The organism is Azospirillum sp. UENF 112521, from assembly GCF_058780665.1.
This window is the reverse complement of the sequence record NZ_JBSNCI010000008.1, coordinates 254,357-280,382: the sequence shown is the minus strand read 5'-3', so window position 1 is coordinate 280,382 and position 26,026 is coordinate 254,357. Positions and strand designations below refer to the sequence as shown.

At 69.2% G+C, this 26,026-nt stretch carries 20 protein-coding genes; 10 read left to right on the top strand and 10 right to left on the bottom strand.

Annotation, left to right across the window (positions count from 1 at the left end; genetic code table 11):
* Window positions 1-21 precede the first annotated feature (21 nt).
* The 7 genes from galE to ACWPN8_RS31445 all read right to left on the bottom strand — a co-directional run bounded on the left by galE (window position 22) and on the right by ACWPN8_RS31445 (window position 10,126).
* Entirely contained in the window at window positions 22-1,017 is a 996-nt protein-coding gene (galE, locus tag ACWPN8_RS31475) for a UDP-glucose 4-epimerase GalE (RefSeq protein ID WP_492243657.1), read from the bottom strand.
* 165 nt (window positions 1,018-1,182) lie between these two features.
* Entirely contained in the window at window positions 1,183-2,553 is a 1,371-nt protein-coding gene (locus ACWPN8_RS31470) for a DUF2142 domain-containing protein (protein WP_492243656.1), read from the bottom strand.
* A 140-nt stretch (window positions 2,554-2,693) separates the two neighbouring features.
* Window positions 2,694-4,202, bottom strand: coding sequence for an HlyD family type I secretion periplasmic adaptor subunit (locus ACWPN8_RS31465; RefSeq protein WP_109095225.1), 1,509 nt, complete (start codon window positions 4,200-4,202; stop codon window positions 2,694-2,696).
* A gap of 4 nt (window positions 4,203-4,206) precedes the next feature.
* A complete protein-coding gene (locus ACWPN8_RS31460) occupies window positions 4,207-6,411 on the bottom strand; it encodes a peptidase domain-containing ABC transporter (protein WP_492243655.1) in 2,205 nt (734 codons plus the stop codon).
* Between the two features lie 3 nt (window positions 6,412-6,414).
* Window positions 6,415-6,858 carry a hypothetical protein gene (locus ACWPN8_RS31455; RefSeq protein WP_492243654.1) on the bottom strand — a complete coding sequence of 148 codons (444 nt, stop codon included), beginning with the start codon at window positions 6,856-6,858 and terminating at the stop codon, window positions 6,415-6,417.
* A 203-nt stretch (window positions 6,859-7,061) separates the two neighbouring features.
* Window positions 7,062-8,183 carry a pre-peptidase C-terminal domain-containing protein gene (locus ACWPN8_RS31450; RefSeq protein ID WP_492243653.1) on the bottom strand — a complete coding sequence of 374 codons (1,122 nt, stop codon included), beginning with the start codon at window positions 8,181-8,183 and terminating at the stop codon, window positions 7,062-7,064.
* Between the two features lie 455 nt (window positions 8,184-8,638).
* A complete protein-coding gene (locus tag ACWPN8_RS31445; RefSeq protein ID WP_492243652.1) occupies window positions 8,639-10,126 on the bottom strand; it encodes a mannose-1-phosphate guanylyltransferase/mannose-6-phosphate isomerase in 1,488 nt (495 codons plus the stop codon).
* A 623-nt stretch (window positions 10,127-10,749) separates the two neighbouring features.
* Between ACWPN8_RS31445 and ACWPN8_RS31440 the strand changes: the two genes are divergently transcribed.
* Window positions 10,750-11,778, top strand: a complete 1,029-nt coding sequence (locus ACWPN8_RS31440; protein WP_492243651.1) for a replication protein RepA — start codon at window positions 10,750-10,752, stop codon at window positions 11,776-11,778.
* Window positions 11,779-11,966: 188 nt separating this feature from the next.
* Here ACWPN8_RS31440 and ACWPN8_RS31435 read toward each other — a convergent pair whose 3' ends face one another.
* Window positions 11,967-12,494, bottom strand: coding sequence for a hypothetical protein (locus ACWPN8_RS31435; RefSeq protein ID WP_492243650.1), 528 nt, complete (start codon window positions 12,492-12,494; stop codon window positions 11,967-11,969).
* Window positions 12,491-14,353: an ABC transporter ATP-binding protein gene (locus ACWPN8_RS31430; RefSeq protein ID WP_492243649.1), complete on the bottom strand. Its 1,863-nt coding sequence runs from the start codon at window positions 14,351-14,353 to the stop codon at window positions 12,491-12,493. The genes ACWPN8_RS31435 and ACWPN8_RS31430 overlap by 4 nt, the downstream gene beginning before the upstream one ends.
* Window positions 14,354-14,594: 241 nt before the next feature.
* On the opposite strand from ACWPN8_RS31430, the gene ACWPN8_RS31425 reads away from it, so the two are divergent.
* The 9 genes from ACWPN8_RS31425 to ACWPN8_RS31385 all read left to right on the top strand — a co-directional run bounded on the left by ACWPN8_RS31425 (window position 14,595) and on the right by ACWPN8_RS31385 (window position 25,315).
* Window positions 14,595-15,212: a hypothetical protein gene (locus ACWPN8_RS31425; RefSeq protein ID WP_492243648.1), complete on the top strand. Its 618-nt coding sequence runs from the start codon at window positions 14,595-14,597 to the stop codon at window positions 15,210-15,212.
* 106 nt (window positions 15,213-15,318) lie between these two features.
* Window positions 15,319-16,572 carry a glycosyltransferase family 4 protein gene (locus tag ACWPN8_RS31420; RefSeq protein ID WP_492243647.1) on the top strand — a complete coding sequence of 418 codons (1,254 nt, stop codon included), beginning with the start codon at window positions 15,319-15,321 and terminating at the stop codon, window positions 16,570-16,572.
* A 239-nt stretch (window positions 16,573-16,811) separates the two neighbouring features.
* Window positions 16,812-17,837, top strand: a complete 1,026-nt coding sequence (gene pseB / locus ACWPN8_RS31415) for a UDP-N-acetylglucosamine 4,6-dehydratase (inverting) (RefSeq protein WP_109095217.1) — start codon at window positions 16,812-16,814, stop codon at window positions 17,835-17,837.
* Window positions 17,837-19,084, top strand: a complete 1,248-nt coding sequence (locus tag ACWPN8_RS31410; RefSeq protein ID WP_492243646.1) for an aminotransferase class I/II-fold pyridoxal phosphate-dependent enzyme — start codon at window positions 17,837-17,839, stop codon at window positions 19,082-19,084. The genes pseB and ACWPN8_RS31410 overlap by 1 nt, the downstream gene beginning before the upstream one ends.
* Before the next feature lie 220 nt (window positions 19,085-19,304).
* On the top strand, window positions 19,305-20,870 hold the full coding sequence (locus ACWPN8_RS31405) for a flippase (RefSeq protein WP_109095215.1): 1,566 nt from the start codon (window positions 19,305-19,307) through the stop codon (window positions 20,868-20,870).
* A 140-nt stretch (window positions 20,871-21,010) separates the two neighbouring features.
* Complete coding sequence (locus tag ACWPN8_RS31400; protein ID WP_098734685.1) at window positions 21,011-21,307, top strand: hypothetical protein; 297 nt, start codon at window positions 21,011-21,013, stop codon at window positions 21,305-21,307.
* A 99-nt stretch (window positions 21,308-21,406) separates the two neighbouring features.
* Window positions 21,407-23,815 carry a calcium-binding protein gene (locus ACWPN8_RS31395; protein WP_492243645.1) on the top strand — a complete coding sequence of 803 codons (2,409 nt, stop codon included), beginning with the start codon at window positions 21,407-21,409 and terminating at the stop codon, window positions 23,813-23,815.
* A gap of 16 nt (window positions 23,816-23,831) precedes the next feature.
* Window positions 23,832-24,425 (top strand): IMPACT family protein, encoded by a 594-nt coding sequence (locus ACWPN8_RS31390; RefSeq protein WP_492243644.1) that lies wholly within the window; start codon window positions 23,832-23,834, stop codon window positions 24,423-24,425.
* A 164-nt stretch (window positions 24,426-24,589) separates the two neighbouring features.
* Window positions 24,590-25,315: a hypothetical protein gene (locus tag ACWPN8_RS31385; protein ID WP_492243643.1), complete on the top strand. Its 726-nt coding sequence runs from the start codon at window positions 24,590-24,592 to the stop codon at window positions 25,313-25,315.
* A 20-nt stretch (window positions 25,316-25,335) separates the two neighbouring features.
* On the opposite strand, the gene ACWPN8_RS31380 is transcribed toward ACWPN8_RS31385, so the two are convergent.
* Window positions 25,336-25,998 (bottom strand): SGNH/GDSL hydrolase family protein, encoded by a 663-nt coding sequence (locus ACWPN8_RS31380; protein WP_492243642.1) that lies wholly within the window; start codon window positions 25,996-25,998, stop codon window positions 25,336-25,338.
* Window positions 25,999-26,026 lie beyond the last annotated feature (28 nt).

Genomic DNA, 26,026 nt, shown 5'->3' with positions numbered 1-26,026 from the left:
CTTGCGGGAGAGCGGGCTTCCTTATCGGGCCAGCCGTTCCTCCCAGGCAAGCGCCGAGGCGACGATGGTCTCCAGATCGGCGTGGCGCGGCGTCCAGTCGAGCGTGCGGCCGATGCGCTCGACGCCCGCCACCAGGGCCGGAGGATCGCCGGCGCGGCGCGGGCCGATGCGCATCGGCAGCGGCTTGCCGGTCACCCGCTCCACCATCGCCAGCACCTCGCGCACCGAATAGCCGCGGCCGTAGCCGCAGTTCATCACCTCGGACGCACCGCCCGCCTCCAGATGGCGGAGTGCGGCGACATGGGCGTCGGCGAGGTCGCTGACATGGATGTAGTCGCGCACGCAGGTGCCGTCCGCCGTGTCGTAGTCGTCGCCGAAGATCTGCAGCTCCGCCCGCTGGCCGGTGACGGTCTGGGCGGCGATCTTGATCAGATGGGTGGCGACCTTCGACACCTGGCCGGAGCGGCCCTGCGGATCGGCGCCGGCGACGTTGAAGTAGCGCAGCGCCACATACCTCAGATCGTGCGCCGCCGCGGTGTCGCGCAGCATCCATTCCGTCATCAGCTTGGAGGAGCCGTAGGGGTTGATCGGGCTGGTCGGCGTCTGCTCATCGATGGGCAGCCGCTCCGGCATGCCGTAGACGGCGGCGGTGGAGGAGAAGATGAAGCGGCCGATCCCGGCCTCGACGCAGGCCTCCACCAGGGCGTGGCTCTTCACCGTGTTGTTGCGGTAGTAGGCGAGCGGCCGCTCCACCGATTCCGGCACGACGATGCTGCCGGCGAAATGCATCACGGTGCCGATGCCGTGGCGGGCGAAAATGTCGGCCAGCAGGGCCTTGTCGCCGACATCGCCCTCGACCAGCGGCACCCCATCGGGCAGGGCCGAGCGCCGGCCGGTGGAGAGATCGTCCAGCACCACGACGGCGCGTCCCTGGTCGCGCAGGGCCAGCACCACATGGGAGCCGATATAGCCGGCGCCGCCGGTCACCAGCACGGTCGCGTTGTCGCTCGTGGTCATGTCCGCTCTTCGTCTTCGATTGGGGCCGATTGGGGCAGAGTCGGAAGATAGTCGCCCGCCCATGCTGCACTGCGGGCTTTTCCGCCGAACGGGCGACATCATTGGAACGGCCTCCAACGCCCCGGCCCACCCCGATGGGCGGGCCGGATGGGGAGTGGGGACGTGCTAGTCGAGGTAGTAGCGCAGGATGACGGTGCGCTGGACCACCAGGATGCTGACGATCGGGAAGAGCCAGACCATCCAGGTCAGGCCGCGCTCAAGCACGCCCGCGACACCGGAGGACCAGCCGGCTCCCGCCTCCTGCCGGCCGCTGACGAAGGCCAGCGGCAGCAGGGCCGCCAACGGCAGGAAATAGCGTCCCTGCACGCCGTCGACCCACAGCTGACCGACCGGCGTCCACACCATGTAGAGCGCCCCGAACAGCAGCGCCCCGGTCGCCAGCACGATGGCCGCGGTCACCGCCGAGGCCCGCGCCGGCGCGCCGGAATACCAGTCCACCGCCCGGCGGCCGAGCAGCAGCGGCAGGAAGGACAGCAGCAGGACCAGATAGGCGGCGGCGTAATAGGGCCTGGGCAGCCTTGTATCGACCCAGCCGAGGATGCCGACGAACTGCTGGTAATACTCGTCGCCCCAGACCTGGAAGGTCTTCACCGCGATGGTGAGGACGGCCAGCGGGTCGCCCAGCAGGAAGCGGAGCTGCCCCATGGCGTCGGTCGGGGCATCCTGACGGATCAGCGGCGTCTGCACGGCAAGCGCCATCCACACCGCCCAGCCGACGGCGGCGGCCAGCGAGGCGGCGACCGCGAGGCGCTTCACCGCCGCCCGCTCGGCCGGGACCGCCAGCGGCATCAGGCAGAGCAGGGCGTAGGGCTGCTTGGTCATACCCACCAGGGCGAAGCAGACGGCACTGGCCCAGACCTCCGCGCCGCGCAGCGGCCGACCTTCCGACAGCGCCCGGGCCAGGAAGGCGATGCCGAGTGCGGTGACGGTGATGACCAGCCCGTCCTGGCTCATCGAGGCGTAGAGCGAGACCGACATCGGCAGCAGCAGCACCGCGAACAGCGGCAGATGTGCCCGGCCGGCCAGCAGCAGGGCGAAGAAGCCGACGACGATGCAGGTCAGCGCGTTGGCCGCCCGCGCCAGATAGAGCGTCTGCACCACCGGCAGGTCGATGGCCTTGCCGAGCGCGATGGCGGCGGCCTGCGGCAGGTAGAAGAAGGGCGGATAGGGGGCGGTGTTCTCCGCCGCGACGTTGAAGACCCGGCCGTCCCAGCGGGCGGTGAAGGATTTGACGAAATCCTCCAGGTTGGCCCGCTCGTCCGGCTTGAAGGGGACATGGTGGAAGGGGAAATAGGCCTCGATGATCGCGACGTCGGACGGGCCGCCCGCTGCGATCCGGCCGTCGGTCTGCACCTTGGCGGCCACCCAGAAGCCGTGGGTGATCATGTTGGCCCGGTAGATGTGGGCGGGCTCGTCGGCGGTCTGGAAGGGCGGCAGGCTCCAGACCAGAAAGAATGCCGAGATGGTTGCCAGCACGGCAAAGAGGAAAGGACCTATCCGCTGCATCACCAGACCTGTCGCTGAAGGGGCTGGTGGGTGGGTACCCCATCCGCCGGACAGGCGCCACTTGGAAACTTTGACGCGGCAGGGAAGGGACTGGGGACGGACCCGGCCCGTTACGGCTCGCGGATGCTTTCGTCCAGGGCGCGGATGACGGGGTAGAGGAAGTAGGACAGGACCGAACGGGTGCCGACGCGGATCTCGGCCGAGGCGACCATGCCGGGGCTGAGCAGCGTGCCGGCGGGCACCCCCTCCAGCCGGGTGTCGGTCAGGCGGATGCGGGTGCGGAAGACGGCGCCGGCAGTTGGACGGGGGCCGTCCGGGTTGATGGCGGCGGCGGCCTGGGCGCCCGAGGGATCGTGGGTGAAGGCGTCGGCGCTGATGGTGCGGATCTCGCCGGGCAGGGTGCCGTGGCGCTGGAAGGGGAAGGCGTCGAGCTTCACCCGCACGAAGTCGCCGACACGGACCAGACCGATGTCGCGCGACGGGATCTCCGCCTCCACCTCCAGCGGCACGTCGGCGGGAACCAGCGTGACCAGCGGCTCGGCCTCGCGGATGACGGAGCCGACGGAACGCTTGGCCACCTCCAGCACCACCGCGTCGACCGGGGCGGTCAGGGTGACCAGCGAGCGGCGGCGCTCGGCCTTGGCGATCTGCTCGACCAGCGTGGCCCGCTGGCGGGTCTGCTCCACCAGTTCCTCCGCCGTCTTGCGCCTCCATTCGTCGATGAAGGCGGCGCGGTCGGCCTGGACGCCGCGCAGCTCGTGCGCGCTCGCCTGCTCGCGGTCCTGGAGGGCCGTCAGCTCATCGCGCATGCGCAGCCGCTCGACCCGCGCCTCCAGCCAGGTCAGGCGGGACCCGGTCTGGCGCTCCTGGAGCTGGCGGCGGATATCCTCGACCTCGCCCACCACGGCGAGGCGCTCGGCAAGCCCGGCCTGGGCGCGGCGGCCGGCGGCGATGGCGCTGTCCAGCTGGCCTGCCTTCTCGTCGAGCGAGGCGAGGCGGGAGCGGTATTCGGCGCGGCGGCGCTCGAGGATGGCGGCCTGCACCGCCGCATCCGGGTTGTTGGCGGGAATGAAATCGCCGCCGTCCAGCTCGGCGCGCAGCCGGCCGATCTGCGCCTCGACGCTGGCGAGCTTGGCGGTCAGGTCGGCCAGATCCGCCGCGGCGAAGGTGGGGTCGAGCGTCGCCAGACGGTCGCCGGCCCGGACAAAGTCGCCGACCTGCACGTCGACGCCGCGCACCACCGCGGTCTCCAGCGGCTGGGCCACCACCAGCGGTGCGGTGGTCACCAGCCGGCCGCCGGCGGTGACGATGCGGTCGACCTGGGCGAAGCCGGCCCACAGCACCAGCGCCACAAGCAGCCCGGCCAGCACATAGAGGGTGGAGCGCGCCGCCCGCGGCAGCGGCGCATGCTCGATGGCCGCCCCGTCCGGCAGATAGTCCAGCGCGAAGCCCGGCGGGGGGGACGACGGGGCGGGCAGGGCAGGGCGACGGCGCGCAGGGGCGGGAGCGGGCGGGGGCTCGGCCTTGGCCGGCACGACCTCGCGGCCGGTCTCCGCCGGTGCCGCGTCCCGGCTGTCGATTTCGGGCACCCCTGCTTCGGGCATTTGCGTGTCGGGCATGGCTTCAGCGCCCCCGGTTCTGCTGCTGCCACAGATGCCGGTATTCGGCGCAGCGGTCGAGCAGGATGGGATGGGGGGCGAGGTCGAGCAGGCGGCCCTGCTCCAGCACGGCGATGGTGTCGCAGCCGGTCAGGGTGGAGAGCCGGTGGGTGACGATCAGCACGGTGCGGCCATGGGCGATGCGCCGCAAATTGGCCATGACGATGGCCTCGCTGTCGGGGTCGAGCGCCGAGGTCGCCTCGTCCAGGATCAGCAGGCGCGGCTGGGGCAGCAGGGCGCGGGCGATGGCGATGCGCTGCTTCTGGCCGCCGGACAGGTTGCTCGCCCCTTCCTCCACCAGCGTGTCGTAGCCGTCGGGCAGGCGGTGGATGAACTCGTCGGCGCCGGCCAGCCGGGCGGCCTCGACGATCTCCTCGCGGCTGGCCTCCGGCATGGTCATGGCGATGTTGTCGCGGATGGTGCCGCGGAACAGGAAATTCTCCTGAAGCACCACGCCGATGGAGCGGCGCAGATGGGCCAGGTCCAACTCGCGGATGTCGAGCCCGTCATAGCGGATGCTGCCCTCCTGCACCGGGTAGAAGCCCTGGAGCAGCCGCATCAGCGTGCTCTTGCCCGAGCCGCTGCGCCCGACCAGCCCGACGACCGACCCGGCCGGCACGGTCAGGGTGACGCCGTCGAGCGCCGCCGGCCGGTTGCGGTCGTAGCGGAAGCCGAGCCCTTCGATCTCGATGCGGCCGATCAGGGCGGGGCAGGCGCCGCTGCCCTCGCGCCTGGGCTCGGCCGGGTGGTTCATCACCTCGCCCAGCATGCGCACCGAGAGTGCCGTTTCCTGGTACTGGTGGATCAGCGAGACGATCTGGACCAGCGGCGTCACCACCCGGCCCGACAGCATCTGGAAGGCGATGAGCGCGCCGACCGACAGCTGGCGGTCGAAGACGTCGAAGGCGCCGACGGCGACCACCGCCACCATCATCGCCTTCTCCAGGAACTCGGTCACCGTGCGGGCGGCGATGGAGATGCGGCCGACCCGGTAATGGCTGGTCACCGCGCGGGCGGCCTTGCGGTCCCAGCTGCGGCGCTGCTGCGGCTCCAGTGCCGAGGACTTGACGGTGCGCATGCCGTGGATGGTCTCCACCAGCATGGCCTGCCGCTCGGCATCGGCGTTGTAGAGGTCATGCAAGCGGCTGCGGTAGACCGGCACCAATGCTACCACCACGCCGGCGATCAATCCTGCGAACAGCAGCGCCACCAGCGTCAGCTTGACCGAATAGAAGAACAGCACCGGCAGGAAGACCAGCAGCACCAGGCTGTCGAGCACGGTCGACAGCAGGTTGCCGGTCAGGAACTCGCGGATGCGCTCGACCTGCTGCATGTGGCGCACGGTGACGCCGGCCGAATGCCCGTCGAAAAAGGTGATCGGCAGGTCGAGCAGATGGCCGAAGGTGCGGTTCAACAGGCGGATGTCGATGCGGTTGGCCGCCGCCAGCAGGATGAACTGGCGCAGGAAGCGGAAGCCCGCCTCGAACAGCAGGGCGCCCAGCACACCGATGGTCAGCACCTGGAGCGTGGCGACGGTCTCGTTCACCAGCACCTTGTCGATCACGATCTGGAAATAGACCGGGACGACGAGGGCGAGCGCGTGCAGCACCAGCGCCGCCACCACCACGTCGCGGAAGGCGGATTTCTGACGCAGGACTTCCGGCACGAACCAGCGCAGGCCGAAGGGCTGGCGCGGGTCGGCAAGGCCGTGGCGCGGCTTGAGGAAGACCAGCTCGCCGTCCCAGCGCTCCAGGAAGCGGTCGCGCGGCACGTCGATCGGTTCCAGCCGGTCGGCCAGCGGATCGACGACGCCGACCATGGGCTCTTCGTCGGGACGGGTCGGGCGCGACAGGCCGATCAGGATGACGGTGTTGCCGTTGGACAGCCGGGCCAGCAGCGGGAAAACGGGGGGGAGGGATTGCAGGCCCTTCCAGTCAAGCCGGCGGGCGGTCGCCTTGAAGCCGGTGGCGGCGGCGATGCGCAGCAGGTCGGCGGTGGAGGGCTCCCCCCTGCCGGGGGCGACGCGGGCGCGCAGGGCGGACGGCGAGGCCGACAGGCCGTGATGGCGCGCCACCAGCGTCAGGCAGCGCAGCGCGGTGCTCTCGTCGTGGTTCGGCGCGGCCTCCGGACCGGGGGGCGGGGCGGCGACGGTGGTGCTGGCGTCCGGCATCGGTCAGCCGAAATTCGGCGAGCGGGGCCGGGTGGGTGGAGCGGGCGGGGGCGCCTGGGAGGGGGAAGCCGGCTGGACCGCCCCCGGCACCCCCCCTTGCACCGCCCCCGGCACCGGAGCCTGCGCATTGCCCTGGAAGGCCGGAGCGGCAGGAGAGCCGTGAGGGGAAGCGGGAGCCGGCATGGCGCCGGAATTGGGCGGCAGCACGCCGGCCGCCTCCAGCCGCTGGCGCATGCCCTCCAGCGCGGACAGGCTGGCGAGGAATCCCGGCAGGCTCATCACCACCCGCTGGCGGATGGCGGGCAGCGGCTGGCCGTTGCCGTCCTTGCGCAGCGCCGACAGGCTGAACAGGTCGATGCGGACCATGCCGTTGCCGAAGCCGATGTCGAAGACCCCGTCGGCGTAAAGTTCGGGGATACGGTCGTCCGGCGGCGGATCGATGGTCATGCGTGTCTCGGCGAGGAGTGAGGTCGAAGGAAAAACCTGGGAGGGCAAAAGCCTGGAGGCGCCCTGACCGTTCTACCCGAAAGACGGGAAAACCACCAAGTCAGAGCGCCCGCAGGACAGTCCCGGCACGGAGAAGTCACAATACAGTCAAAGCCCGCTTGCGACAGGCGGGATGACCGATGCCCAACCGACGGGAAGGACGATCAGCCGAGCTGCGTCACCGACAGCGTGTAGGTGCCATAGCGGGAACCGACGCCCGCCACCTGGAGGGTATAGTTGCCGGTCGTGGTCGGGGTGAAGGTCAGCTGCGAGTTGAGACCGGCGCCCGAATCGTCGTCGTAGCGGAGCAGCGTGCCGCTGCTGTCGAAGACACGCAGATAGGGATCGGTCAGGGTGCCGCGGTTGGTGTCCGCCCCTTCCACGTCGATCTGGTAGCGGGTGCCGCGGGTCAGGGCCACGTTGAAGCTGTCGCGCTCATACGGGAACGACAGGACGTCGGACACCGGCGGGAAGACCTCCGTCTGGCTGGCCTGGCTGACGCTGACCTGATAGGTGCCCGTGCCGCCGCTGGCGAAGCTGCCGGCGGACAGGTAATAGGTCCCGGTCTGGGTCGGGCGGAACTGGATCAGCGCATCGCGTCCGGTGCCGCTGTCATCGTCCTGGGCCACCACGTTCCGGTTGCTGTCGAACAGACGCAGATAGGGGTCGCTCAACGTGCCGCTGTTGGAGCTGGCACCGTTCTCGCGCAGCGTATAGAGCACACCCCGCTGCAGGGTCACGGCATAGGTATCGGTTTCACCGACAATGCTGAGCGAGTCGGTGACCGGGGTGCCGGTGGTCGGGAGCGTCGGGGTCCCGGTGGCCGGGTTCGCGGACTGGATCGGAACGATGCGGCGCCCTTCGTAAATGCCGAAGTTCCGGTAATGGTCCAGGGCCGCGCGATACCGGTCGCTGCTGCTGCTGCCGAAAGCCGCCTGCAGGTCGGTGTTGGTCGTCAGGTAGGACGAGATGTCGACGCTGGAGAAGTCGTAGCTGGTGGTCCGGGTCTCGCGATACCCGAAGGTGATGTAGTGCTGAACCGCCAGCGAGGACGAGGAGAAGCTGAGATCGGTGTTCGCGGCCATGTAGCTCGACGCATCGAAGGTCGTGCTGCGGGTCTCGCGATAGCCGACGGAGATGTAGTGCTGGACCGCCGTGCTCGTGCTCACCCCGGCCCGGAGCAGGTCGGTGTTCGCAGCGAGATAGCTCGACGAGTCGAAGGTGGTGGAGCGATTTTCGGTGCGACCCGCAGCGAGATAATGGCTCTCGGCATTGCTCAGGGTCACACCGGCCCGAATAAGGTCAGGGTTGGCAGCCAAATAAGTCGCAGCATCAAATCCGGCGATAGGCATTCCTCTACCCCCTTAAAGAGTTTTACCGCGATCCTTTCGGATGTGCAGCACGTGAAATCTTATTTTTAGATAATTAAACGATATCAATCTCATATTATGACGCATCTAACTCTTGATAAATTCTATGTTCATATTTTTTAAAGAAGTTATTCTGAAATACACTCATTTGTATTTCAAAAATAATCTATGTGTTGATTGTATTAGTGCGCTCAATGCCACTTTAATATAATATAATTTCATTTTTTCCCTTGGGGAAGTCTTTGGGGATGGAGTTTCAAGCCATCTCCCGAATCATTTGCATTGAAAAGAAAACAGCCCTTGATGAACGAGCATCAAGGGCTGTGGACCGGAAGAGCCGGGCAGACTGTCGAAAGTCCGGGTGGGACCGCTCAGTTGCGGCCGTAGACGTCCTCGAGCCGGACGATGTCGTCCTCGCCCAGATAGGAGCCGGACTGCACCTCGATGATGGTCAGCGGCACCTTGCCGGGGTTCTCCAGCCGGTGGACCGTGCCGATCGGGATGTAGATCGACTGGTTCTCGTAGACCATCACCTGCTCCTCGCCGCGGGTGACGAGCGCGGTGCCGTTAACCACCACCCAATGCTCGGCACGGTGATGGTGCTTCTGGAGCGACAGGCGCGAGCCGGGGGCGATGGTCAGGCTCTTCACCTGGAAGCGCTCGCCGGTGTGCAGCGACTGGTAGGAGCCCCAGGGGCGGTGGACCCGGCGGTGGCTGACGGACTCGCTGCGCCCCTCGGCCTTCAGCCGGTCGACGATGCGCTTGACGTCCTGCGCCTGGGAGCGGTCGGCGACCAGAACGGCGTCGTCCACCACCACCACCACGGCATTCTCCACCCCGACCACCGCGGTCAGGTGGTTCTCGCTGCGGACATAGCAGTCGCGGGCGCCTTCCAGCAGCACGTCGCCGACGATGACGTTGCCCTCGCCGTCCTTGTTGCCGACGTCCCACAGCGCCGACCAGGCGCCGACGTCGGTCCAGCCGATCTCGCAGGGGACGACGGCGGCGCGGTCGGTGCGCTCCATCACCGCATAGTCGATGGAGATGCTGGGCGCCTTGGCGAAGGCGGCGGCGTCCAGGCGGAAGAAGTCGAGGTCCTTCGAGCCCTGCTCCAGCGCCTCGCGGCAGGCGGCCAGCACCGCCGGGGCATGGCGTTCCAGCTCGGCCAGCAGGCGGGAGGCCGGGAACAGGAACATGCCGCTGTTCCAGGCATAGGTGCCTTCGGCGAGGTAGCGCTCCGCCACCTCCAGCGACGGCTTCTCGACGAAGGCGGCGACATTGTAGGCGCCGTCGGCCTCGTCCATCGAGTGGCCTCGGCGGATATAGCCGTAGCCGGTCTCCGGCCGGGTCGGGGCGATGCCGAAGGTGACCAGCCGGCCGGCCTGGGCGGCCCGGGCGGCGATACCAACGGCGTGGCGGAAGGCCTCGGCGTCGCGGATCTCGTGGTCGGCCGGCAGGATCAGCAGCAGCGCGTCCGGATCGTCCGCCGCGACCGCCAGGGCGGCGAGCGCGCAGGCGGCGGCGGTGTTGCGGCCGGCCGGCTCCAGAATGATGCCGCGCGGCGTGCAGCGCGACTGGCGCAGCTGCTCGGCGGCGAGGAAGCGGTGTTCCTGGTTGCAGATCACCAGGGGAGCCGAGAAGACGGCCTCCGCGGCGGCCCCGGCAGCAGCCGGGGAGCCGGACCCTGTGGAGCCGGATTGCGCGCTGACCCGGAGCGCGGTGTCCTGGAGCATCGTCCGGTCGGAGCAGAGCGGCAGAAACTGCTTGGGATACAGTTCGCGCGACAAGGGCCACAAACGGGACCCCGTACCGCCGGACAGCAGCACCGGGACGATCTTCTGCGCGGAATTGCCGTTCATCCTGCCGCCATCTGTTGTGTGAGCATGTGGTCAGGCGCCGGCAGCCGCACAGGGGCAAAAGCTGAGGGCCGGCGCCATGGCGGTTCGTTATAGACCGCGCTTTCCGCCCTTCACAAGCACCCCTCCGAGACCCACCCGACCGGAGCGCCTCTTCCGGCGGGGGGCGAGACAAGACTCCAAACACCCTCCCCTGCGGCGGCGATAGGCCAGGGTCAAGGTTGGAGTCTTGTCGCGCCCCCCTGCCGTCCGTCTGCCGCGGACAGGGGCGGACGGCGGCCGGAGGCGGTTCCGGCCGGCAATCGGGGGAAGGTTGGGCCGGGTGGGGCGCGACAGAACTCCAAATCCGGCTGCCGACAGCATCGGTGCAGGGGGGCGAATCACCGGCGAGTCGTGGTCGTTTGGCCTCCACGACTCGGAAATCGACGAATCGGAAGCGATTCGGGGTCGAATCGAAATGTCCCGGCTGGAGTCTTGTCGCGTCTGCCGAAAAATCCACAGGCAACACGGACTATCCGCTGGAGTCTTGTCGCGGGAGTTCTGGAGTTTTGTCGCGCGACTCGCGATTCTCTACTGGAGTCTTGTCGCGCAAACTATTAACTGAATCAAATAACCGTACAAATAGTTTGAGCGACAAGACTCCAAATTGCTGGGCACCAACCGACCGTGATATAGCGTTGACCGCAAAGTCGTGCCAAGGTCAGCTCGATATGGGACAGATACACACCCTGATTACCCAGCTGGGACGCGACCAGGCGAAGGCGCTCCAGACGGATCCGGATCAGCGTTCGCTAGTCGATGTGGCTGCTGCCGTCCTCGAAGAGGAGCGGCAGGAGCTTGGCATCACCTATTCGGGTTTTGCGCTGACGGCCCTTCCGCATCGTCGTCTTCCCGATGACCAGCCGTGGGAGCGTCGCGGACATAGAATCCGCTTGCTGATCGAGCCTGGACGACTGCCGATCCGCAACGGTGGCTTTAAGCTTTACGGCGTTCCGTACGGCAGCCGCGCGCGGATGATCCTCCTGTATCTGCAGACCCGGGCGATCCAGACCGACAGCCGCGAGGTCGAGCTGGGCCGCAGCATGCACGAATGGCTTGACCGCATGGGCCTGTCGGTGGGCGGCCAGACCTACCGCGACATCCGCGAGCAGGCCTCGCGCATCGCCGCCTGCAACCTGACCTTCGCCTGGGAGGACGCCCACAGCATCGGCTTCGAAAAGGGGTCGATCGTCAAGGGCGGCATCCATTTCTCGACCAATGCCGGGGCGGAACCGGGCCAGGGGTCGCTGTGGGAAGACCGCGTCCTGCTGTCCGAGGCCTTCTTCCGCGAGCTGAAGGCCCATCCGGTGCCGATCTGGGAGCCGGCGCTGCGCCACATCCAGAACAACAGCACCAGCATCGACATCTATATCTGGCTGGCCTACCGGCTGCACAGCCTGAACCGCTCCACCCCGATCACCTGGCCGGCGGTTTTCGAGCAGTTCGGCGCCGGATACAGCCGCCTGCGCGATTTCAGGAAGCGCTTCATCGAGGCGCTCCAACTGGCGCTTGCGGTCTATCCGGACGCGCGGGTCGATGTGGAAGAGCAGGGATTGATGCTGCATCCCTCGCCGCCGCCGATCCCGGAGCGCAAGTTCGCACAGCTTTGCCGGTGACGGCGAAACGCACCCACCGCCCGTAGAACGCCGATCCCCGCAAAGGTGGGGATCGGCGTTTCTGTATAAGTGACTGATATGGCTGGATTCCCGCCTTCACGGGAAGGACAGCTCATGGAAATTCCCGTTCAGGCTGTCGCTTCCACCCCCCTGCGACAAGACTCCAAACTCCGCAGCAGCCCAACCGCTCAGGGATTGGCGCGCAGCGCTCCGCCCAACGGGGTCAGCAGGCGGTGGAGCGCTGCATCCAGAAGGCTTTCATCGAGGCTGCCGGACAGGGCCAATGCCTGGGGCGGCATCATGAAGAACGGGGCGTCGCCGGCGGTTCCGCTGCGCTGAAGGGTGGCGGCGAGCGCCAGCAGACGGCGCCCCTCCTCATGCCGCAGCGTGGCATGGACCAGCACCAGCAGGGTGCCCGGCTCGGCGATGCGGGCATCGTTGGGGGCGAGCGCCGTGACCGCCGGACCGGAGGTTAGCAGCCCCGACAGCATCGCCGCGGCGCGGCCGCACAGCGCGTCATCCCCGACATCGGTGGCCGGGCCGCCCTCGGCATCCACCGCGCAGAGCAGGCCGACGCGCTCGACCCGCTGGAAGAAGGGCAGGGGTGAAAGAGCAGGCGAAAGGGCAGGCGACATGGCGGCGGCCTCCGCGGCGAGGATGAACAGGCTGGCGGCGAGCGGCAGTATCGGGCGGAACCGTCCCAGGATGCGTCTCATCGCGTCTCCTCCAGATCGGCTGTGGAGCCGGCATCGTCCGGCAGGAAACCGCCGACCTGGCGGCGCCACAGCCGGGCATAGGGACCGTCGCGGCGCAGCAGGGTGGCGTGGTCGCCGTCCTCGAGGATCCGCCCCTTCTCCATATAGAGGATGCGGTCCATGCCGGTGACGGTCGACAGCCGGTGGGCGATGGCGATCACCGTGCGGCCCTCGAACAGGCCGAGCAGCGCGTCCTGGATCAGATGCTCCGTCTCGGAGTCGAGCGAGGAGGTCGCCTCGTCCAGCACCAGGATCGGCGCGTCCTTCAGGAAGGCGCGGGCGATGGCGACCCGCTGGCGCTCGCCGCCCGACAGCTGGATGCCCCGCTCCCCCACCACGGTGTCGTAGCCGGCGGCGCGGCCCTCGATGAAGCGGTCGCAATGGGCGCGGGCGGCGGCGGCGCGGATCGCCTCGTCGGCAACTCCCTTTCCATCTGGCTCCTCGCTGCCATAGGCGATGTTGTCGCGGATGGAGCGGTGGAACAGGCTGGGCAGTTGCGGCACCTCGGCCACCGCGCGGTTGAGCGAGGCGAGGCTGACCGCGGCGATGTCCTGCCCATCGATCAGGATGCGGCCCCCCTGCAACGGAAACTGCCGGCGCAGCAGGCGGACCAGCGTGCTCTTGCCCGCCCCCGACGGGCCGACCAGCGCCACCCGCTCCCCCGGCCGGATGGTCAGGGACAGGCCATCGAACACCGCCCCGTTTCCGGGATGGGCGAAACGGACCTCCTCGAAGCGGATGGCGCCGTCGCCGACGGTCAGGTCGGGGCGGCCGGGCGGGTCCGGGATCTCGTGCGGGCGGACGATCAGGTCCAGGGCGCCGGACAGGATGCCCAGCTGCTCGAAGAAACCCAGCATGCGCGTCGACAGGCCCCAGACATTGGCGCCGACGATGCTGGCCAGCGAGAAGATCATGGCGAAATCGCCGATGCTCATGCGGCCGGCCATCGCCTCCGACACGGCGAGGCCGATCAGGATGATCTGGAAGACCAGCAGGGCGTTGAACAGCCAGAACCACATCTTGGTCAGGAACCAGCGCAGCTCCTTCGACCGGTCGATCTCGCCGGTCAGCGCGTCGGACAGGCCGGACAGCTCCTGGCGGCGGCGGGCGAAGGCGCGCACCAGCTCGGCATTGGCGATGATGTCGACCATGCGGCCGGTGGTCGACGACACCTCCTCGGAGAAGGCGTGCGACAGCCGCAGGCATCGCCGGGCCAGCAGGGCCGACAGGCCCAGATGCGCCACGGTCCAGCCGACCAGCAGCCCGGCGAACAGGGTCTGGGCCGAGGCCAGCAGCGTCAGGCCGATGGCCAGGATGACGACGATGCGGATGATGTCGTTGGTCAGGATCTCCAGGATCTGGATGGCGCTCTGCCCGGCCTGCTTGACCTTCTGTCCCAGGTTGCCGGCGAAATTGTCCTGGAAGTAGCGCGGCGAATGGTCGATCAGGTGATCGAACAGCCGGAGCTGGATGGCATGGCGCAAGGCCGGCGAGGTGTGCAGGTCGACCAGTTCGCGCAGGCGGTTGAACAGGGCCGACGCGATCCACAGCCCGCCCAGCAGCAGGAACCAGCGCATCACCTCCGCCGTCCAGGCGGGGGAGCCGGAGGGCTGGCTCCCCGAGATCCCCGCCCCTGAGATCCCTGTGAGCGCATCGACCAGGCCGCGCATCGCCACCGGCTCCATCCCCATCAGCCCGATCCCGCCGGCGGCGGCGAGGTTCAGCAGGATGGCGCGGCCGAGGAAACCGTCGCGCACGAACATCCACAGGAAACGCCAGGGCGAGGAGGGCAGGGAGGACGAGGGTCGGGAAGAGGGCAAGGGGCGTCGGCGCTCCGTCGCGCGATGGGCCGGGCAGCGCCGGCGGACAAGAGGACCTTATAGGCGCAAGGCGGCAAGGGGGAAACGGGTCCTTCCGGCGGACCCTGCTCCGGACGGTCCCTCTCCGGCCATTTCACGGCCTGTGTCTATGCCCTTGAGCGGGTTGCCGGGTTCGCCTGTTGACGGTGGAATGGAAACCCTCGAACGCCTCAAGGCCCTGCAGGCGGTCCTCCGTCAGTCGTTGAAACGAAGGCGGTACCTGCTGGACCAGAGCCTCGAACGCCTGCGCCTGACCGAAAGGGCGCTGACGGCGTCCCATCGCCTGATGGAGGGTAAGCAGCATGCCCCGAATACACCTCCCCCCGGACCAGTCCCCCCAGGCCAGTCACCCCTGGAGCAAGCCGAGGGCCGGCGGACCGATGCCGAAGACTGGCGGCGGCGCAGCGAAACGCGCCGCAACAGGGGCGAGGAGGCCCGCTGTGCCGCCGAGCTGAGGCGCGAGAAGGCCGAAGAGGAGCGCAGTGCGGCGTTCGACCACCACATGGAGGCCGAGGGCGCCCGTCTGATGGTCGAGGAAGGGCGGATCACCGGCGAAGCGCAACGGCAGGAAGCCGAGGACTGGCGGATCGAGGACGAGGAGAGGCGGCGCTCGGGAGAGCAGGCGAGGTGTGAGGCGGAAGAGGCGCGCCAGGCCGAGGAGAGGGCGCGGCGCCTCCAGGAGGAGGCCCGTCTCTATGCCGAGCAGGCGCGGACCGAGGCGGAGCGGGCACGGGCGGCGGCCGAAGAGCAGCGCCTGCTGCTGGAGGAGATGCGGGAGACCGTCCGGCGCTATGAGGCCCTGCTGGTCCGCAGCCGTTAAGAAGGCGAAGCGCCCTGACTAAGCGGATGGTCTTAGCCATCGACAGCGGCGACGGATGGTTGCAGGCTGTCGCCCCGTTCCTCCGTTTTCCGGGCATTGTCTTTCCATGCGGATCCTGTTCGTCCACCAGAACACCCCCGGCCAGTACAAGCATCTCGTCCGCCATTTCGCGGCGGATCCGGCCCACCAGGTCGCCTTCATCGGCAAGGTCCGGCGCGAGTTGCCGGGCGGCGTGCAGATGGCGCTCTACCGGCCGACGCGCGAGGCGGGGGAAAACACCCACCCCTATATCCGCATGTTCGAGGGGCAGGTCCTGCATGGGCAGGGCGCCGTGCGCGCCGGGCTTGCCCTGCAGAAGGAGGGCTTCACCCCCGACGTGATCTGCGCCCATCCCGGCTGGGGCGAGGCCCTGTTCCTGAAGGACCTGTTCCCGGACGCCCGGCTGCTGCTCTATTGCGAGTTCTTCTACCGGGCCGACGGGTCGGATGTCGGCTTCGACCCGGAAAAGCCGGTGACGCTGGAGACGCGCTGCCGCATCCGCACCAAGAACGCCTCGCTGCTGACCGGGCTGGACGCGATGGACTGGGGCGTCAGCCCGACCCTGTGGCAGCGCCAGCAGCATCCCGAGCCCTTCCGCCCACGCATTTCGGTGATTCATGACGGGGTCGACACCGCGGTCTGCCGGCCGGATCCGGCCGCCACCGTCACCCTGCCCGACGGCCGCACCCTGTCGCGCGGGGACGAGGTGGTGACCTATGTCGCCCGCAACCTGGAACCCTACCGCGGCTTTCCCACCTTCATGCGGGCGGCGGCGGAGCTGCTGCGGCGCCGGCCGAAGCTGCACATCCTGATGGTGGGCGGCGACGAGGTCAGCTATGGCGCGGCGCCGGAAGGCGGCGGCACTTGGCGCGAGACGATGTGGCGGGAGACGATGCTGGACGCCTCCGGCACTCCCAGGCCGGAATCGTCGCGGCTGCATGTGCTGGGCAAGCTGCCCTATGACAGCTACCTGTCGGTGCTGCGCATCTCGCGCGCCCACATCTACCTGACCTTCCCCTTCGTCCTGTCATGGTCGATGCTGGAGGCGATGTCCTGCGGCGCCGTCATCGTCGGGTCCGATACGCCGCCGGTCGCCGAGGTGATCGAGGACGGGGTGAACGGGCTGCTGACCGGCTTCCACGATCCCATGGCGCTCGCCGACCGGGTGGAGACGGCGCTGGACGATCCGGAACTGCGTGCCGCCCTGTCGGCCGCGGCAAGGAGGACGGCGGTGGAGCGGTTCGACCTCGCCACCGTCTGCCTGCCGGCGCAGATCCGCCTGCTGGAGGATTTGCAGGCGGGACGGATGCCGCCGGCCTGATCCGCGTCCCAACAGACCTTGCGCCGGGGGACATCCTGAATTAACCCGATCATCAGAAAGCACCGGTTACGGTCGGGGTTCATTTCGATCCCGACGCAGCACCCGCTCCGGATCGGGCCGGTGGGCACCGGGTGCGGCGGCTTCGGGCGATGCGGCTTTAAAGGACGGAACCGGCGGTGACGATACATTCCAGCAAGGCGGGCGCGACGAAGCCGGGGATCCCTGCGGATGGGGCCGACATGCCGGGCACCGGGCTCGAGGCGGGCTTGCGCATGCTGGACGGCCGGTCGGTGCTGGTGACGGGGGGAACCGGCTCCTTCGGGCGCCGCTTCGTCGAGACGGTGATGCGCCACGCCCGGCCGCGCCGGGTCATCATCTTCTCCCGCGACGAGTTCAAGCAGTACGAGATGCAGCAGCGCATGCCGGCGGAGTGGGCGCCGACGCTGCGCTATTTCATCGGCGACGTGCGCGACCGCGAGCGGCTGGAGCTGGCGATGCGCGGCGTCGATTTCTGCGTCCATGCCGCGGCGCTGAAGCATGTGCCGGCCGCCGAATACAACCCGATGGAATGCATCCACACCAACGTCTACGGGGCGGAGAACGTGGTGCGGGCGGCGCTGTCGATGGGGGTGCGGCGCGTTGTCGCGCTGTCGACCGACAAGGCGGCCAACCCGATCAACCTCTATGGCGCCAGCAAGCTGGCGTCGGACAAGATCTTCATCGCTGCCAACAACCTGTCGGGCGCGCTCGACACCCGCTTCGCGGTGGTGCGCTACGGCAATGTGGTGGGGTCGCGCGGCAGCGTCGTGCCGCTGTTCCGCAAGATGATCGCCGAGGGCGCCGACCATCTGCCGGTCACCGACGAGCGGATGACCCGCTTCTGGATCACGTTGCAGCACGGCGTCGACTTCGTGCTGTCCTGCTTCGCCATGATGCAGGGCGGCGAGATCTTCGTGCCGAAGATCCCCAGCCTGCGCATCGCCGACCTCGCCCGCGCCATGGCGCCGGACCTGCCGCAGAAGATCGTCGGCATCCGGCCGGGCGAGAAGCTGCACGAGGTGATGATCACCGAGGACGATTCCCGCCAGACCTACGAGCTGGCCGACCGCTATGTCATCGAGCCGGCCTTCACCTTCTGGCAGCATGCGCCGTACGAGCGGCTGAATGCCCGCCCGGTGGCCGACGGCTTCCGCTATGCCAGCGACGGCAACGACGACTGGCTCGATGGCGAGCGGCTGCGCGACCTGCTGGCGGAAGCGCCCTGATGGCGGATCTGCCGTTCCTCCCCTATGGCCGCCAGTCGGTGGAGGAGGAGGACGTCGCCGCCGTGACGGCGGTGCTGCGCGGCGACTGGCTGACCCAGGGGCCGGCGGTCGCCGGGTTCGAGCGGGCGCTCGCCGCGAGGGTTGGGGCGGCAGACGCCGTGGCCTGCGCCAACGGCACCGCGGCGCTGCGGCTGGCCTATGCGGCGCTGGGCATCGGGCCGGGCGACGCGGTGGTTGTGCCGTCCAACACCTTCCTCGCCACGGCGTCGGCCGCCCGCCATGCCGGGGCCGAGGTCGCCTTCGCCGACGTCGATCCCGACAGCGGCCTGATGGGCGTCGCCGAGGCCGAGGCCGCCATCGCCCGCGCCCGCAACGCCGGCTGGCGCGTCCGTGCGCTTGCCCCCGTCCATTATGCCGGACAGACCGCGCCGATGGATGGGCTGGCGGCGCTCGCGCAGGCGGAGGGGCTGGCGCTGGTCGAGGATGCCTGCCACGCCATCGGCACGGCCTATTCATCAGGGGGCGATCTGTCGGAGGGAGCCGAGAGGCCGGTGGGCGCCGGGTGGCCGCAGGTCGAGGCGGGATCGCTGACCGTCTTCTCCTTCCATCCGGTCAAGACCATCGCGGCCGGGGAGGGCGGCGCGGTCACCGGCAACGACCCGGCGCTGATGGCGCGGGTACGGCGCCTGTGCAACCACGGCATGATGCGCGAGCCCGGGCCGGGGGAGGGCTTCGCCGATCCCGGCGCCGCCCTGGACGCGGAGGGGAACGCCAACCCCTGGTACTATGAGATGGCGGAGCCGGGCTTCAACCACCGCCTGTCCGACATCCACGCGGCATTGGTGCTGAGCCAGCTCGGCCGGCTCGACCGCTTCGTCGAGCGGCGGGCTCGGCTGATGGCGCTCTATGCCGAACGGCTGGGGCCGCTGGCCCCGCTGGTGCGGCCGCCGGCCCTGGTGCCCTGGTGCCGGCCGGCCTGGCACCTGTGCGCCGCGCGCATCCATTTCGCAGCGGCCGGGCGGACCCGTTCGGCCGTGATGGCGGCCTTGCGCGCCCTGGGCGTCGGCACCCAGGTGCACTATATCCCGGTCCATCGCCAACCCTACTGGCGCCGCCGCTACGGCGACCTCGCCCTGCCCGGCGCCATGAGCCATTACGCCCAGACGCTGTCGCTGCCGCTGTTCCCGGCCATGGCCGACGGCGACGTCGACCGGGTCGCCGCGGCGCTGGAGCGGGTCCTGTCCTGACGGGTGCCCAGCCCGGAACGCGTGCGGCCGTTCAGGTGGCCGTTCAGAGTCATGACCATTTCGCCCAAGCGATTCCGTTAGCGTTTTGGACGGGATGGACCGATAACAATGGCGTCGTCAGGAGGGCATAGACCTAGGTCGAACGGCTGGAGAGCCGGATGGCCGAGGTCGGGTCGTCCCGAATGCCGTTTCACAGTGTTTCGCGTACGGACCTCCGAATTTGCTTCGCAACACGCTCTGGAATCTGCTCGGCGAGGGGCTGCCCATGGCGGCGGCCCTGCTGTCGATTCCGTGGCTCATCTCCGCCGTCGGGATGGAGCGCTTCGGCGCGCTGACCCTGATCTGGGCGCTGCTCGGCTATCTGGGCGTGCTGGACCTCGGGCTGGGACGGTCGCTGGTGCAGGTCGTCGCCGACCGGATCGGCCATGCCGGTGGGCAGGGGGACGGGCAGGGGGAGGGCTCTGCGAACACGGCAGGGATCGCCGGGCCGGCCATCGCCCTGATGGGGGCCATCGGCCTCCTGACCGGCGGGGTGGTCGCGCTGGGCGCCGGGCTGCTGGCCGACCGTTTCCAGCTGGAGACCGGCACCTCGCCGGACGAGATCCGGTTCAGCCTGCTGGTGGCGGCGGCCATCGTGCCCATCGCCCTGGTCTCCGCCGGCCTGCGCGGCGTGCTGGAGGCGCACCAGCGCTTCCGCCCGATCAGCCTGGTGCGGATGACGGTGGGGGTGCTGAACTATCTGAGCCCGCTCTTCGTGCTGCCCTTCAGCCAGAGCCTGGTGCCGGTGATCGCCGCCATCGCGGTCGGGCGCTTCATCGGGCTGGTCGGCTATGGCGTGCTGGCGGTGGGCCAAGTGCCGGATCTGCTGCGCCCCGGCCGCTGGGGCCGCCCGTCCTTGCGCGGGCTGTTCACCATGAGCGCCTGGATGATGCTGAACAATCTGGTCGGCCCGGCGATGCTCTATGCCGACCGCTTCATCCTGCTCAGCCTGGTGCCGGCGGCGATGGTCGCCTTCTACACCACCCCGTTCGAGCTGCTGTCGCGGCTGATGGTGATCCCCGGCGCCCTGTCGCTGGCGCTGTTCCCGCTGGCCTCCAGCCTGTTCCGGCGCGATCCGCCGGCGCTGGGCCGCATCCTGGACGCCGGCGGCCACCTGACGCTCGCGGTGTTCCTGGCGATGCAGGCCGCCACCATCGTCGGCGGCGAGACGGCGCTGGAGCTGTGGCTGGGGCCGGCCTTCGCCGCCAACAGCGCCTCGGTGCTGTCGATCCTGATGCTGGGCGTCTTCTTCAACGCCACCGCCTATGTGCCCAACACGCTGATCCAGAGCGTCGGCCGCGTCGACGTGACGGCGCGCCTGCAGCTTGCCGAGCTGCCGGTCTATCTCGGCGTGCTGTGGCTGCTGGCCGAGCGCTATGGCGCGGTCGGCGCCGCCGCGGCCTGGAGCCTGCGCACGGCGGTCGATTGCGGGCTGCTGCTGGTGCTGCTGCCGCGCGTGGCGCCGGGGACGGGCACGGTGGCGCTGACCATCGGCCTGCGCGCCCTGCTGGCCGGGGTCGCCGGGCTGGCCGGCCTCCTGGTCGGCGGGCCGGTGGGAGCGGCGATCAGCCTGGCCGGCCTGCTGGCGGTCGGGCTGGGGGTCGCCGGCCGGCTGCTGCGCACCCGGTCCTGGGAGAAGCTGGCGGCACCGCTGCGCAAGAACCGGGCGGTCCCGCTGCCCGCCGCGCTGCCGGCCCCCCGCATGAACGGGCAGGCCATCGACGGAGCGGCGGCGGACCGCCCGTAACATCCCGGTCGGGGCATGGCCGTCTATCCGGACGGGGGGGGCCATGCCCGGCCGCTGCGGCGCGCAGGTGGTTCCTTTGCCGCCGAAAATGCGCTATGTGAGCGGAAACTCTGTGCAACGCTGGTTGGAGTTCGAAGGCCATGGCCGAGGGTACTGTGGACTATTACGCGATGGTCGAAGAGGCTTGGCAGCTCAGCGACACCGCGCGCGATTACGTGAAGAACGCCGGCCGCGAGGTGGACAACACCGAGCTGTGGGAAAAGGTGTTCGCCTCGTCGGCGCTGATCGACCTGGAGCGCACCCGCGCCGAGGGCGGCCAGCCGCTGCAGAAGATCTTCTTCAAGAACCCCTACGGCCTGCAGTACCGCGCCGACCACAAGGACTGGATCCCGTTCCGCCACGGCGCGCTCGACCCGGCCTATCTCCAGGTCATCTGATCAGAGGTCATCTGATCTCAGTCATCCGGTTGACGTTGCCTGATCGGCCCTGACCCGGCGGCCGGTGCCGTCCTGCGGTAGGGGTTTGGGGGAGCGTGCATGGCACGGCTGGTGGCGGGGCAGGGCTTCGCCCTCGATCTGGATGAGGCCCGGCTGGCGAACGGTTTCGTCGCCGATGCCTTCACCACCGTGCCGGATGCCTCCTCCATCGCCGCTGGCGCCGGCAGCTTGGCCGTCACCCGCACGGTCGCCGGCCGGGCGCATGCCGCCACGCTCGACTATGCCGCCGCCGGCAGCGGGGCGGCGGCATCCGTCCGTTTCACCGGCCTGACCGACCGCGATGCGGCTGGGCTCTTGCGCTACCGCATCGACGGGCTGGATGTCGCCCTGACCGGCGGGACGCTCGACCGGCTAGGCGCCCGCATCTTCCAGCAGATCGACGGCTTCGTCGGGGCGGACGGCAACGACAGCGTCTATCTGGGGATTCCCGGCGGGCGCAGCTTCGATGGCGGTGCCGGCACCGACCGCGCCATCTACACCGCCGACCCGCGCCGCTATGCCGCCCAGGGCGGCAGCTACCGCGCGGAGACGCCGGTGGTGGTGGCGCTGGACAGCCGGCGCTATGCCGTGGTGTCGAGCCTCGCCACGGATACCCTGACCGATGTCGAGCTGCTGACCGTCGACGGACGCACCGCCGCTCCGGCGGCCTTCGCCTTCGATGCGCGCAGCTATCTGGCGGCCAATCGCGACCTTGCCGCCGCCTTCGGCGACAACGCGATCGCCGCGGCTGCCCATTACGCCTGGAACGGCCGGAACGAGGGGCGCAGCCTGAGCGGCTTCGACGCGCTGGGCTATCTGGCGGCCAATCCGGACGTGCTGGCGGCGGTCGGTCTCGATGCCGGGGCCGCCATCCGGCATTATCTGGCCTATGGCGCCCGCGAAGGGCGGACCGCCGGCTTCGACGCGCTGGGCTATCTCGCCTCCAACCCGGACGTGCTGACCGCTGTCGGCATCGATCCGGCGGCGGCGGTGGTCCATTACGCCCGCTTCGGCCGGAGCGAGGGGCGTGGCGTCACCTTCGATGCCGCCGCCTATCTGGCGGCCAACACCGACGTGGCGGCGGCCACCGGCGGCGACGCCACCGCGGCCAAGCTCCATTACCTCTCCTTCGGCCGCAGGGAGGGCCGGCCGCTGCGGGCGGCGCCCGGCCGGTCGGTGACGGCTGCCGCCGAAGGGCTGGCCATGGCGCAGGCCGCTCCCGCCTGGGCGGCGGACCTGCTGCTGCCGCAAGCGGCGCCGGTGGTGGTGACCGGCACGACCGGCAACGACACGCTGAGCGGCAGCGCCGCCTATGACGCGCTGGGCAACCCGATCAGCGATGCGGTGGATGGGCTTGCCGGGATCGACAGCTTCGTGCTGACCGGGGCGCTCGCCTCCTACAGCCTGTCCTTCGACGGCAGCGGCACCCTGCAGATCAGCGGTCCCGACGGCACCGACACGCTGACCGGCATCGAGCTGTTGCAGGCCACCGACGGGGTCTATCCGCTGGGGTCGCTGGTCGGTTTCTCCCAGCCCTCGCTGAGCGGTCTGACCGTCTCGGCCGCGGCCACCACCGGCAACGACTATCTGGTGGGCGGCCTCCAGAACGACGCCATCGGCGGCGGCGCCGGGAACGACACCATCGCCGGACTGGCCGGCAACGACACGCTGTTCGGCAATGCCGGCAACGACGTCCTGCTGGGGGGCGACGGCGCCGACCAGCTGGAGGGCGGGGCCGGCAACGACCTGATGTTCGGCGGTGCGGGGGACGACCTGATGCGCGGCGACGTGATCGACGTCGTCGGCAACGACACCCTGCTGGGCGAGGACGGCAACGACTGGCTCGACGCCGGGGCCGGCAATGACTGGCTGGACGGCGGCGCCGGCAACGACACGCTCTATGGCGGGCTGGGCAGCGACGTGCTGCGCGGCGGCAGCGGCGACGACGTGCTGTTCGGCGACGTCTATTCCGACCGCAGCCACGAGATCTCGGTCAACCCCAACGACACCGTCACCGGCTATGAGGACGTGCTGCTGGGCGGCAACGGCAACGACACGCTGATCGGCGGCTACGCCGCCGACCTGCTGGACGGCGGTGCCGGGGCGGATGTCTTCTCCATCCGCAACCTGAACGAATCGACCCTCGCCGCCCCCGACGTGATCGTCAATTTCAACGGTGCCGTCGTGGCGGCGGCGGCGCTGAAGGGGCTGGCGAGCTATGCCACCGCCGGCGCCGAGGGCGACCGCATCGACCTATCGGAGATCGACGCCATCGCCGGCACCACCGCGAACGACGCCTTCACCTTCATCGGCACCGCCGCCTTCAGCGCGGCGGGCCAGCTGCGCTACCAGTCCTCCGGTTCGGTGACGCTGATCGAGGGCGATGTGAACGGCGACCGGACGGCCGATTTCCGCATCCAGGTCAACATCGCCAACTACAGCTTCTCCGCCTTCGACTTCGTGCTGTAGGCCGGCGGTCACCCTCATGATGTTCACCCTCGTCAGGACCGAACGGTTCGAGCAGGAGATCAAGAAAAGCCGCTTCCTGGCCCAGGCCGCCCCGGCCGGCAGCGAGGAGGAGGCGCGCCGCTTCATCGCCGCGTGCAGCTTGCCGGATGCCGGCCATAATTGCTGGGCCTTGCGGGTCGGCGACGTCTATCGCTTCAGCGACGACGGCGAACCGGGCGGGACCGCTGGGCGGCCGATCCTCCAGGCCATCGAAGGGCAGGGAATGGACCGGGTGGCGGTGGTGGTCAGCCGCTGGTTCGGCGGCATCCTGCTGGGGGCGGGCGGGCTGGTGCGCGCCTATGGCGGCACGGCGGCAAGCTGCCTGAAAGCGGCGGAGCGCGAGCCCATCGTCGCCTATGCCACCCTGTCGGTCGCCTGCGGATTCGCCGAGGAGGCGCGCATCCGCTCCAGCCTCGGCAGCTTCCCCGGCACGCGGGTGGAGACCACCGGCTTCACCGCCGACGGGGTCCAGCTTCTGGTCACGCTTCCCCAGGACCGGGCGGATGCCTTCGTCCGGCTGGTCACCGACATTTCCCGCGGGCAGGCGGTGGTCGAGCGCAGCGGGGAATGAGCGGCTGACGTATATTTTTCCATAAGCATTCTTATGTGTTTTCTCCTGCCTGGAAGGCAGGGGGCCGAAATTCCGTCCTTCTGCGTGCATGACGTGGCGGGGCGGTTGCGTTGCCCGCCCAAGCATGGGTTGCTATTGTTTCCCCGGTAGTATCCGGAGGATGAATGACCGACGCCGCATTGCACGCTCTGAACCGCTTGTCCGATACGGCGATCAGCACCGATCCTTTCCCCCATCTGGTCGTGCCGGATTTCCTGCCCGCCGACCTCTATGCCCGGGCCTGCGCCCAATGGCCGGATGCCGCTGCCTTCGGCATCCTTCAACCCGATGAGCTGCCGTCGCGCCATCAGGTGCCGCTGACCGAAAGCTGGCTGGCCCGGTGCGACGGGGAACGGGCGGCGGTCTGGTGCGACGTGCGCGACTGCCTGTTCAATCCCGACATCGTCGCAGCGATGGCCGAGCGCTTTCCCCAGGTCCGCGACAAGCTGGGCTGGGTCGACGCGCCGCCGGTGTTGAACATGCGCATCATCGAGGACCATACCGGCCACGCCATGCTGCCGCACACGGACATCGAGGCGACGATGTTCTCGATGCTGCTCTACATGCCGGCGGACGGCGGCCCGTCCAACCCGCAGGCATCGTCCCTGGGCACGGCGCTGTACCGGCCCCGCGATCCCGATTTCCGCGGACGGGGGGTGGAGCGCTACCGGCGCGCGGATTTCGAGCTGGTGGCCCAGGCTCCCTACCGCCCCAACCATCTGCTGGCCTATGCGCCGTCCGACCGCTCGTTCCATGGGGTGGAGCCGGTTGCGGCTCCCTGTGAGCGGCGGTTGCTGATCGCCTTCGCGGTGGTGGAGACCCGCCGGCCGTCACGGCGCGGCGCGGTCTGAGAATTGTCCGCCATGTCCGTTCACCGGGCCTCCAGGCCGTTGATCGCCTCGGCCCAGGCATAGGCGCCCTGGATCGGATGCAGATGGTGGTCGCGTGGGTTGGGGCTGCGGTAGGCGTCGGCGATCAGCCCGGTTCCGGCATCGAGGACATGCGCTGAAATGTCGGTATAGGGGAGCCGCCGCCGGGCCGCTTCCGCCGCAAGCAGCCGGTTGTAGCGCATCGTCAGCTCGGTGCGGTCGCGCAGGCTTGCGGTTACCATGTGGCGGGCGCGCGCCACGGCACCTTGGCGATGACCGTCGGGAATGGTGGGAGGGACGGCTCCGGTCACCACGACCCGGCTGTAGCCGGCATCGATCAGCGTGTCGATGAAACGGGCGTAAGCCTCTATGGACGCCGCCAATTGTGTTTCCACCAACTCGCCCAGCGTTTGCGCCCGCCACCAGATGACGAAGCCGCAATCGACCTCGCCGAGCTGGATGACCGGCACGACGTCCGGCAGGGCGGGCAGCAGCCCCTCCCGGAAAAGGGTGATGGCCTGGGTGTGGCTTTCAGGATTGCGCAGGCCGACGGCCGTGGCGCCGGGGACGATGAGGAACCGGGACGGCCGGCGGAACAGCCCGAACGTGGCGGCAATTTCCAAGGCCTGAACATGACTGTCACCGACGAAATACCAGCTGTGCATCGCCTGCCCTGCCCCTGCCCGCCTCGCC

Bases quoted from the DNA above. Each gene is read 5' to 3' on its own strand.
- ACWPN8_RS31410 (WP_492243646.1), top strand. From the start codon at position 17,837: ATGGCGGATCTGCCGTTCCTCCCCTATGGCCGCCAGTCGGTGGAGGAG.
- ACWPN8_RS31435 (WP_492243650.1), bottom strand. From the start codon at position 12,494: ATGAGACGCATCCTGGGACGGTTCCGCCCGATACTGCCGCTCGCCGCC.
- pseB (WP_109095217.1), top strand. From the start codon at position 16,812: ATGCCGGGCACCGGGCTCGAGGCGGGCTTGCGCATGCTGGACGGCCGG.
- ACWPN8_RS31385 (WP_492243643.1), top strand. From the start codon at position 24,590: ATGACCGACGCCGCATTGCACGCTCTGAACCGCTTGTCCGATACGGCG.
- galE (WP_492243657.1), bottom strand. From the start codon at position 1,017: ATGACCACGAGCGACAACGCGACCGTGCTGGTGACCGGCGGCGCCGGC.
- ACWPN8_RS31380 (WP_492243642.1), bottom strand. From the start codon at position 25,998: ATGCACAGCTGGTATTTCGTCGGTGACAGTCATGTTCAGGCCTTGGAA.
- ACWPN8_RS31395 (WP_492243645.1), top strand. From the start codon at position 21,407: ATGGCACGGCTGGTGGCGGGGCAGGGCTTCGCCCTCGATCTGGATGAG.
- ACWPN8_RS31400 (WP_098734685.1), top strand. From the start codon at position 21,011: ATGGCCGAGGGTACTGTGGACTATTACGCGATGGTCGAAGAGGCTTGG.
- ACWPN8_RS31460 (WP_492243655.1), bottom strand. From the start codon at position 6,411: ATGCCGGACGCCAGCACCACCGTCGCCGCCCCGCCCCCCGGTCCGGAG.
- ACWPN8_RS31390 (WP_492243644.1), top strand. From the start codon at position 23,832: ATGATGTTCACCCTCGTCAGGACCGAACGGTTCGAGCAGGAGATCAAG.
- ACWPN8_RS31465 (WP_109095225.1), bottom strand. From the start codon at position 4,202: ATGCCCGACACGCAAATGCCCGAAGCAGGGGTGCCCGAAATCGACAGC.
- ACWPN8_RS31455 (WP_492243654.1), bottom strand. From the start codon at position 6,858: ATGACCATCGATCCGCCGCCGGACGACCGTATCCCCGAACTTTACGCC.
- ACWPN8_RS31445 (WP_492243652.1), bottom strand. From the start codon at position 10,126: ATGAACGGCAATTCCGCGCAGAAGATCGTCCCGGTGCTGCTGTCCGGC.
- ACWPN8_RS31420 (WP_492243647.1), top strand. From the start codon at position 15,319: ATGCGGATCCTGTTCGTCCACCAGAACACCCCCGGCCAGTACAAGCAT.